Origin of the sequence: Listeria marthii (assembly GCF_014227425.1) — a bacterium.
Taxonomy (GTDB): Bacteria; Bacillota; Bacilli; order Lactobacillales; family Listeriaceae; genus Listeria; species Listeria marthii.
In genome coordinates, this window is record NZ_JAASWB010000009.1 from 58,581 (window position 1) to 67,299 (window position 8,719).

Consider the following 8,719-nt stretch of genomic DNA (forward strand, 5'->3'; position numbering starts at 1 on the left):
CAATCAGGATGAAAAACTTGTTTTCTTTTTAAACTAAAACTTCCGAAAAGAACTCATCATACAAAGCGCGAACGGCCGTATCTTCCTGTTCTTCCTTCACGCCAAACATAATGCTCACTTCAGAAGAACCTTGATTAATCATTTCAATATTAACTTTCGCATCCGATAAAGCTTTCGAAGCACGCGAAGTTATCCCAACGTTATGGCGCATTGCTTCACCAACAACCATAATCAGCGAAATCCCGTGCTGCATAATAACTTGGTCCGCGTTCAATTCTTCTTTCAAACGAGACATAATTGTCCGCTCAGTATCCTCGCCAAACTGATTTTCACGAATAATAATCGTTAAATCATCAATCCCAGATGGCATATGTTCGTAGTTCAACCCAGCATCTTCCAAAATTTGCAATACTTTTCGCCCGAAGCCAATTTCCCGGTTCATCAAATATTTACTAATATAAATGCTACAAAAACCGTCATCACTAGCAATACCAACGACTGGACCATTACTATTTTCACGTTCATGAACCACCCGCGTACCACAAGAGTCGGGATTATTCGTATTTTTAATATGCACCGGAATACCCGCATGGAACGCCGGAATCAATGCCTCGTCATGAAAAACAGAGAAGCCAGCATACGAAAGTTCGCGCATTTCCCGGTAAGTAAGTTCGAGTACTTTCTTCGGATTTTTCACGATAGCGGGATTGACCGCGTAAACCGCATCAACATCAGTAAAGTTCTCGTACAACTCAGCTTGCGCGCCATTCGCGACAATCGCTCCAGTAATATCAGAACCACTTCTGGAAAATGTACTGATTTCGCCATCTTTCGTATAGCCGAAAAATCCTGGGAAAACAATGATTCCTTCACGTTCACGAAGCGCAAACAAACGATCATAAGACTCTGGTAAAACTTGCGCGCTGGCATGTTCGTCTGTCACGAATAAACCGGCGTCTTTTGGATTAATATAATTGGCGTTTAAGCCTTTAAATTTAAAATAAGCCGCGATTAATTTTGCGTTATTATCTTCGCCACTAGCTTTCATTCGATCTAAAAATTTATCTGGATCACTTTTATCAGAAGAAATGGTTGCTTGTAGGTCGGTGCGAATTTGCTTAATAATTGCATCACTCATCCCGGTATCAAGCGCTATTCCAGCATACCTAGCAATAATCGCTTCAAATAATTCACTCGTATCTTCCCCAAGAAGTGCCTTTGCCGCGCAATCAATAAGTAAGTCGGTCACTTTGGTATCTTCCTTGAAACGTTTCCCCGGAGCAGAAACAACGACTATTTTCCGGTCTGGATCCTCCGTAACAAGCTGGAAAACCTTATTTAATTGGATTCCCGATGCTAAAGAGCTTCCGCCAAATTTAATTACTTTCATGCAACACACTCCTGATTTGAATTTTTTATCTCCCGAAAGTGTTGTTTTTAGATGATGCGAAATTTTCTGAGCTTTCGGATAAAGTTATTGTCTATTATCGCTCTTTTTACGTGAAATCGCAATGGTTTTTCGCATTTTTAATAATTTTCTCTTGGACCCAGTAGTTTACTTGTTTAAAAAGCTAAAGGTAGTTATAATAAGAGTGTACAAAAAAAGCAGCCTTAATCTGAAAGGAAAGATTACGATGAAAAATATTGTTTTAGTATGTGCGGCAGGGATGTCAACAAGCCTTTTAGTAACAAAAATGCGTAAAGCAGCAGAAGAACGCGGAGAAACTTGCGAAATTGAAGCATACTCCATCGCTGAAGTAAGTAACTTAATTGACGATGCAGATGTAGTGCTTTTAGGACCACAAGTGCGTTATCAGAAAAAAACAGTTGATGAACTAGCTGCTGGGAAAATTCCAGTAGATGTAATCGACATGGCAGCATATGGTACGATGAACGGAGAAAAAGTACTAGGCCAAGCATTAGATTTAATTAACGGTTTCCAAAAATAAACAGTAAAAAAACCTGTGTGGCATTTAAGCCACGCAGGTTTTTTAGCTTTCTTGGGTAAGAATCCCGTCTTCCATGCGATACACATGGTTAACTAAATCTAGCATACGTTCATCATGCGTTACCATAATCGCAGTTCGACTTGTTTGCACAACCTCATTGCGGATAAGCTCGACAACTTCACGACTTCTTTCAGTATCAAGACTCGCAGTTGGTTCATCGGCTAAAATAACGGAAGGTTGATTAATAAGCGCGCGCGCAATAGCGACACGTTGTTTTTGACCGCCAGACAAATCTTTTGGATAGAAATTGGCGCGATCACTAATGCCAAGCTGGCTTAGAAGGGACGCCGTATCTTTTTCAAGTTCCGCCGCGCTTTTTCCGGCCATTTTTCCAATAAAGCTGATTTGATCTTTTACATGTAAGTAAGGAACCAGATGAGCTGCTTGGAAAATAAAGCCGATTTCTTCTAAGCGTAGCGCGGTTTGTTCTTTGGAAGATAAATTCCCGACTGATTTGCCGTTAATGGAAATCGTTCCGCCAGTTGGTGTTAAAAGTGCTCCAGCCAGAGAAAGCAGCGTACTTTTACCAGAACCACTCGGACCAACAATCGCAATTAGTTCGCCTTTTTTCGCTTCAAAATTGGTTTCCTTCAGTGCATGAATAATTGAAGGACCGGACGGATAATCTTTATACACTTTCTCAAAAGATAGTAGAGTTTCCATTATTCATCACCTCCTCGAATAGCATCTAGTGCATCTACTTTAGCGATTCGTCTAAGTGAAAGAAGTGCGCCGAATAGGGCAACTAGGAAGAACAAGCCACTATAAAGTGCAATCGTCATCGGACTTAATCTAAATGGCATCGCTGCTGGCATAATGCTCGGTAAAATCAGCGTTACTCCGACACTAATTAAAATACTAATAATCGAAATTATCACCACTTGAGTAATAATACTTTTCACTAAGTAACTTGTTTTCGTGCCCAGTGCTTTCAAAATACCAAATTGGGTTGTTTTTTGGAGCGTCATTACATAGAAGAAAGCTGTTAAAATAAATCCGCCGATAATGATTAGGAAGAAAATCATCATATTAAGCGTCATTTGTTCAGCTGAATATCCCGGGATTTGATTTAAAAACGCTTTATGATCAATTGTCGTTAAATCTTTATCCGAAAGGGTTACGCCTTTATCAGGATCGTCTGTTTTAATCGCAATAGTACTTGTTTGCGGGATTTTTTGGTGATATAAAACAGGATTGATTTCTTGCCAAGTCGCGATATTAATATAAACAACGGGAGCATGGCTGTACTTTTGATTTTCCGTAAAGCCGACAACTGTTAATTCTCTATTTAAAATATCATCCATTAAAACATCGCCAATTTTGATTCCGTCTGATTTTAAGGAAGAATCAACAACGATTTCGTCAGGTTTTGTCACTTGTATGTTAGCTCCATCAGAAATTTTTGGAGCGAGAAAGCTATCTGGTTGAATACCGAAAAGTGCCACACTAAATTTTTTGCTGTCACTTTCCCGTTTTAAAGTTTGCATCGATTGTCCAAGCACCGCAGCATCCTTCACGTTCGCGTCTTTTTTCACGTCAGCGAGTTTGGATTCTGGGAACTGTGATCTCGATAATTTGTCTTGGGCGTCTTTGCTGAGAACATAATATGGAACCCCGTTATCTGCGACAGATGAAGCATTATCATAAGCAAGGCCATTCGCCAGCCCAGATAAAATAAGTGATAGTAACATAATTAAGACCATGATGCCTGTTACTAAAATATAGCGCAACTTAGAATAAACTAATTCACGAAGCCCTAAAAACATCGGTTATACCAACTCCTTTAAATTTATGTAAACAGAAAATGAACATTATTTCACTTTCTAAAGATTAGTATACCAAAGCTATATTCAATTTCCTAAAGAAAGAAACTAAGTAATTGCTACTTAGTTTCTTCAAATTAGTTATTTTTTTAAGCCTTGAATCAGAAGTTTTACGGCTTTTTCCAATGTTTCTTTTGGACAAGCGATGTTGAAACGGACAAAGCCTTTACCAGAATGACCAAAACCAGAACCCATTTGAACGCCGACACCAGCTTCGATTAAATCGTTGTAAATTGTTTTTTCGTCTTTTGGAAGTGTGCGACAATCAAGCCACATCAAGTAAGTCGCTTCTAAATCCGTCACGCCAACTTCAGGCACTTCTTTTTCAAGTTCCGCTTTGACATATTCATAGTTGCTATAAATATATTCTTTCAGTTCTTTTAACCAAGCCGCACCGTGACGGTATGCCCCTTCTGTACCAACAATCCCAAAGACATTAAGTCCATTAGTCGTTGCGTACTTTTGCTCCGCGGCAAATTTAGCTTGGTACTCTTTATTCGTAATAATATAGTAGGAAGCTTTAATCGCCGCCAAGTTAAATGTCTTCGTAGCAGCCATCAAAGTAATAATTTGATCTTGGTAAAATGGTGCTGCAACCATAATCGGTACATGTTTATGATTTTTCATCACTAAATCAGCGTGAATTTCATCCGAAACAATCGGAATTTGGTATTTCTCGCATAACTTCGCTAGTTCCACGAGTTCCTCTTTTGTGAAACAACGACCACCAGGGTTTTGCGGATTACATAGAAGGAACAATTTGACATTTTCTTCTTTCATCCGTTTTTCCAAATCATTAAAATCCATCTGATACTGATGATTTTCGTATTTTAGCGGTGACATAACAACTTTTCGCTCGGTAGCTTTTGTTACATTGAAAAATGGCGGATAAATTGGCGAAACCATTAAAACCGCATCACCTTCATTTGTTAGCGAACGAATGGCTAATGAAATAGTCGGAACAACAGCCCCATTAAAAAATAGCGTGCTCGGATCAATTTCAAACTGGTGTTGCTCTTTATTCCAGTCAATAATAGCTTCAACAAGTGCTTCTGACTTCGTGGAATAACCAAAAATCCCATGATCGATTTGACGCTGAAACGCATCAAGTACAGGCTGCGGCGCACGAAAATCCATATCCGCTACCCACATCGGTATAATATCTTTTCTGCCAAATAATTCTTCTGCCCCATCCCACTTTTCTGAATTAGTTCCAATACGCGGAATGACTTCATCAAATTGACTCAAATATGTCACGCTCCTTCTCATTAATTCGCCTCAATTATAGCACAAATTGCAGCTCAAAAGCTCACTATAGAAGGATTTAGAATAATTGTTAAAGTTTCGCCTAAGTGTTATAATTTATAAAATATTGTAAGGTTGAAAGTAGGAGGAATGAAGATGAGTACATTCAAGGTAGGAGATGTAGTTTCTGGGAAAATTGCAGGAATTCAAAGCTACGGAGCATTTGTAGCACTAGATAATTCAACACAAGGCTTAGTTCATATTTCAGAAATCACGCATGGTTTTGTCAAAGATATCCATGATTTTCTAGAAGTAGGACAAGAAGTCAAAGTAAAAATTCTAGATATCGACGAAGAAAAAAATAAAATCAGTCTTTCTATTAGAGCGACAGAAGAAGCACCAAAAGAACAACCAGCTAAAAAGAAACCAGTTTCATCTAGCGAAAACGACGAAGGATTTAACACTTTACGTGACAAACTAGAAGAATGGATTAAAAAAGCAGATAAATAAAACCCTGTATCAGCCTGTTATCAAGCCCTTTTCCGGGTTAAATAGCTAGGCTGATAAATTTAATTGACTAAAATTTTAGAAAAAGGGAATAGTTAGAAGTAATTTTCTATTTATTCAATAATATAAATTAGTCAAAAGGGGGATTTACGTGAAAAGATCTATTCATGTGCAGGCATTTGTATATAACGAGAAGAAAGACGAGATACTAGTGGTGAGGGATCGCAACCTGGCATGGGCATTTCCTGGAGGGCATGTGGAAACAGATCAAACGATGGAAGAAGCACTCGCAAGCAAAGTAAAAGAGCAGACAAATATCAATATAGAAATAGAGTCTATCTTGCACTGCAAAGAACGGCGTGCTACATGGGAGCACGTGTGCACATTCGTTTTCCGAGCAAAGCCAATTGGCGACACAGTGCTCGCTTCAAACAATGATAATGCCTTCCGAGTAAAGTGGATACCCATTCCGCTTGCAGACGATCTATTAGCTATAGACCAATTATCATTAAACGAACTAGTCCGAAGCGAGGGAGTCTTATATGAAAACTATACCTAATATTCAAAAAGGCTCAAATTTCACAAGGTCAAGCCTTGCTAAAAAGCACTGTTTGATATAAAGTTAGTAAAGAAACTTTTTTAAAATTTGGAGGGAAAATAATGACACATATTAAATTTGATTATTCCAAAGCGCTCCGTTTTTTTGAAGAACGCGAACTTGATTATCTTGAACCAGCAGTAAAAGCAGCTCATGATGCATTACATAACGGTACAGGTGCTGGGAACGATGCGCTTGGTTGGATTAACTTACCAACAGATTACGACAAAGAAGAATTTGCTCGTATCAAAAAAGCAACAGAAAAAATCCATAGCGATTCAGAAGTTCTAATCGTTATCGGTATCGGCGGTTCTTACCTAGGAGCACGCGCAGCAATCGAAACTTTAAATCATTCCTTCTATAATGTACTTGAAAAAGGTGCGCGTAAAACACCTCAAGTATTCTTTGCGGGAAATAGCATTAGTTCTTCCTACTTACATGACCTTATTGAAGTAGTTGGCGACCGCGACTTCTCTGTTAACGTTATTTCTAAATCAGGAACAACAACAGAACCAGCAATCGCTTTCCGTGTGTTCAAAGAACTTTTAATCAAAAAATATGGCGAAGAAGGCGCGAAAAAACGCATTTACGCTACAACTGATAAAGCAAAAGGCGCTCTAAAAACATTATCTGACAACGAAGGCTACGAAACATTTGTTGTTCCAGATGACGTTGGTGGACGTTTCTCCGTTTTAACTGCAGTAGGTTTACTTCCAATCGCAGTTAGCGGCGTTGACATTGATGCTCTAATGAACGGAGCAGCAGCAGCAAGCAAAGATTTCGACAAACCAGAACTTAAAAACAACATTGCATACCAATATGCAGCAGCTCGTAACGTTCTTTACCGTAAAGGCAAAGTAACAGAACTTCTAATCAGCTATGAACCAGGCTTGCAATACTTCAACGAGTGGTGGAAACAATTATTCGGCGAAAGTGAAGGTAAAGACAAAAAAGGTATTTACCCATCCAGCGCTAACTTCTCCACAGACTTACACTCTATCGGTCAATATATCCAAGACGGACGTCGCAACCTTTTTGAAACAGTTGTTAAAGTGGACAAACCGCGCCACAATTTAACTATCAATAAAGAAGACGTAGATTTAGATGGCTTAAATTACCTAGCTGGCGAAACAGTTGATTTCGTTAATACAAAAGCATTCGAAGGAACTCTTTTAGCGCATACAGACGGCGAAGTTCCAAACTTTGTTGTAGAAGTACCAGAACTAGACGCTTACACATTCGGCTACCTAGTATACTTCTTTGAAAAAGCCGTAGCAATCAGCGGTTACCTAAATGGCGTAAATCCATTTGACCAACCAGGCGTAGAAGCATACAAAGCTAATATGTTCGCATTACTTGGCAAACCAGGCTTCGAAGACAAAAAAGCAGAACTAGAAAAACGCTTAAACGATTAATTTTCATTTCCAAACCTTGGGGCCGATCGCTCCAAGGTTTTTTGTTTGTTTGCGATTTTCTTCCATTGGAGTTACCATATAGTTAAACAAAGGAGGGCAAGAAATGCTATCTATCGAACGAAAACGCGCCATCGTCCAATATGTCAAAAGCCGAAAAATAGCAACCGTCAGCGAACTAGCCAAACATTTTGAAGTCCATGAAGCAACCATTCGCCGCGATTTAACCTCTTTAGAAAAAGACAAAAAACTAAAAAGAACCCATGGCGGAGTTATGATAGAAGAAAAAGTAGTTTCCGAACCCAACTGGAAAAAACGAAGCGAAGTGCGCTACGAAGAAAAACAACGCATCGCCACATTAGCAGCCACAATGGTCAAAGACGGCGATACAATCATCCTTGACGCAGGAACAACAACCGGCCATATCGCAACGGCACTAAAAGACCGTTCCAAGCTAACCGTCATAACAAACGATATCAACGTAGCTTCCATTATGCGCTTTTCTCCATCCAAAGTAATTGTGACAGGCGGCGTCATCTACCCAGAAACATTCATCCTTAATGGCATGATAACAAGTGGAACCTTGCAGAGCATTCACGTACATAAAGCATTCGTAACCACACCAGCACTCGATATCGACAAAGGCTTAATGCACTACGACGAATACCTAATCCCGGCCAAACAACAAATGCTCCACTCAGCCGATGAAGTCATCTTAGTAACAGACCACACTAAGTTCGGCCGTATCTCTCTATACAAATACGCAGCCCTAGACGAAATCTCTTCCATCATCACCGGAAAAGAAATAGATCCAGTCTTAAAAGAACAATTTGAAGAAAAAGGAATGCAAATTTATACAACATAATGTTTTAAAAGCCTTATTTAATCGCCAATTTATACACTAAATTAATCTTTTTTCATCTTTATTAAAAAAACTTTGTAAAAAGTATTGACGAAAGGCAAAAATCTTGGTATATTTATAAACGTTGCTGATGCGGACAAAACGCTTTCGCAGCAAAAGAAACTGACCTTTGAAAACTGAACAAAAAAGAAGACGAAAAGCAATGAGACGTAAAGTCTCACTGGTAATCGCAGGGCAGAAAACAGAAAGCTGTTTTCAACAAA

The 8,719-nt window shown here is 39.1% G+C and carries 9 protein-coding genes; 5 read left to right on the forward strand and 4 right to left on the reverse strand.

All coding sequences use genetic code 11. From position 1 onward, the window contains the following. Positions 1-28 precede the first annotated feature (28 nt). Positions 29-1,390, reverse strand: a complete 1,362-nt coding sequence (locus HCJ55_RS13755; RefSeq protein WP_185504670.1) for an aspartate kinase — start codon at positions 1,388-1,390, stop codon at positions 29-31. A gap of 244 nt (positions 1,391-1,634) precedes the next feature. On the opposite strand from HCJ55_RS13755, the gene HCJ55_RS13760 reads away from it, so the two are divergent. Then, entirely contained in the window at positions 1,635-1,949 is a 315-nt protein-coding gene (locus HCJ55_RS13760; RefSeq protein ID WP_003741107.1) for a PTS sugar transporter subunit IIB, read from the forward strand. A 42-nt stretch (positions 1,950-1,991) separates the two neighbouring features. On the opposite strand, the gene HCJ55_RS13765 is transcribed toward HCJ55_RS13760, so the two are convergent. The 3 genes from HCJ55_RS13765 to HCJ55_RS13775 all read right to left on the reverse strand — a co-directional run bounded on the left by HCJ55_RS13765 (position 1,992) and on the right by HCJ55_RS13775 (position 5,080). Next, positions 1,992-2,672: an ABC transporter ATP-binding protein gene (locus HCJ55_RS13765; RefSeq protein WP_003722398.1), complete on the reverse strand. Its 681-nt coding sequence runs from the start codon at positions 2,670-2,672 to the stop codon at positions 1,992-1,994. Continuing rightward, positions 2,672-3,775, reverse strand: coding sequence for an ABC transporter permease (locus tag HCJ55_RS13770; RefSeq protein WP_008948626.1), 1,104 nt, complete (start codon positions 3,773-3,775; stop codon positions 2,672-2,674). The genes HCJ55_RS13765 and HCJ55_RS13770 overlap by 1 nt, the downstream gene beginning before the upstream one ends. Positions 3,776-3,913: 138 nt before the next feature. Continuing rightward, positions 3,914-5,080 (reverse strand): MalY/PatB family protein, encoded by a 1,167-nt coding sequence (locus tag HCJ55_RS13775; protein WP_185518642.1) that lies wholly within the window; start codon positions 5,078-5,080, stop codon positions 3,914-3,916. Positions 5,081-5,233: 153 nt separating this feature from the next. Between HCJ55_RS13775 and yugI the strand changes: the two genes are divergently transcribed. The 4 genes from yugI (at position 5,234) to HCJ55_RS13795 (ending at position 8,459) form a co-directional block, all read left to right on the forward strand. Continuing rightward, entirely contained in the window at positions 5,234-5,587 is a 354-nt protein-coding gene (yugI, locus tag HCJ55_RS13780) for a S1 domain-containing post-transcriptional regulator GSP13 (RefSeq protein ID WP_185392254.1), read from the forward strand. Positions 5,588-5,735: 148 nt separating this feature from the next. After that, the gene (locus tag HCJ55_RS13785) at positions 5,736-6,143 is read left to right on the forward strand and encodes an NUDIX hydrolase (RefSeq protein ID WP_185503334.1); all 408 of its coding nucleotides are present in this window, start codon (positions 5,736-5,738) and stop codon (positions 6,141-6,143) included. Positions 6,144-6,244: 101 nt separating this feature from the next. After that, the gene (locus tag HCJ55_RS13790) at positions 6,245-7,597 is read left to right on the forward strand and encodes a glucose-6-phosphate isomerase (RefSeq protein WP_185503335.1); all 1,353 of its coding nucleotides are present in this window, start codon (positions 6,245-6,247) and stop codon (positions 7,595-7,597) included. A gap of 103 nt (positions 7,598-7,700) precedes the next feature. Next, the gene (locus HCJ55_RS13795) at positions 7,701-8,459 is read left to right on the forward strand and encodes a DeoR/GlpR family DNA-binding transcription regulator (RefSeq protein WP_003722392.1); all 759 of its coding nucleotides are present in this window, start codon (positions 7,701-7,703) and stop codon (positions 8,457-8,459) included. The last annotated feature ends 260 nt before the right edge of the window (positions 8,460-8,719 follow it).

Bases quoted from the DNA above. Each gene is read 5' to 3' on its own strand.
- yugI (WP_185392254.1), top strand. From the start codon at position 5,234: ATGAGTACATTCAAGGTAGGAGATGTAGTTTCTGGGAAAATTGCAGGA.
- HCJ55_RS13765 (WP_003722398.1), bottom strand. From the start codon at position 2,672: ATGGAAACTCTACTATCTTTTGAGAAAGTGTATAAAGATTATCCGTCC.
- HCJ55_RS13795 (WP_003722392.1), top strand. From the start codon at position 7,701: ATGCTATCTATCGAACGAAAACGCGCCATCGTCCAATATGTCAAAAGC.
- HCJ55_RS13760 (WP_003741107.1), top strand. From the start codon at position 1,635: ATGAAAAATATTGTTTTAGTATGTGCGGCAGGGATGTCAACAAGCCTT.
- HCJ55_RS13790 (WP_185503335.1), top strand. From the start codon at position 6,245: ATGACACATATTAAATTTGATTATTCCAAAGCGCTCCGTTTTTTTGAA.
- HCJ55_RS13770 (WP_008948626.1), bottom strand. From the start codon at position 3,775: ATGTTTTTAGGGCTTCGTGAATTAGTTTATTCTAAGTTGCGCTATATT.
- HCJ55_RS13755 (WP_185504670.1), bottom strand. From the start codon at position 1,390: ATGAAAGTAATTAAATTTGGCGGAAGCTCTTTAGCATCGGGAATCCAA.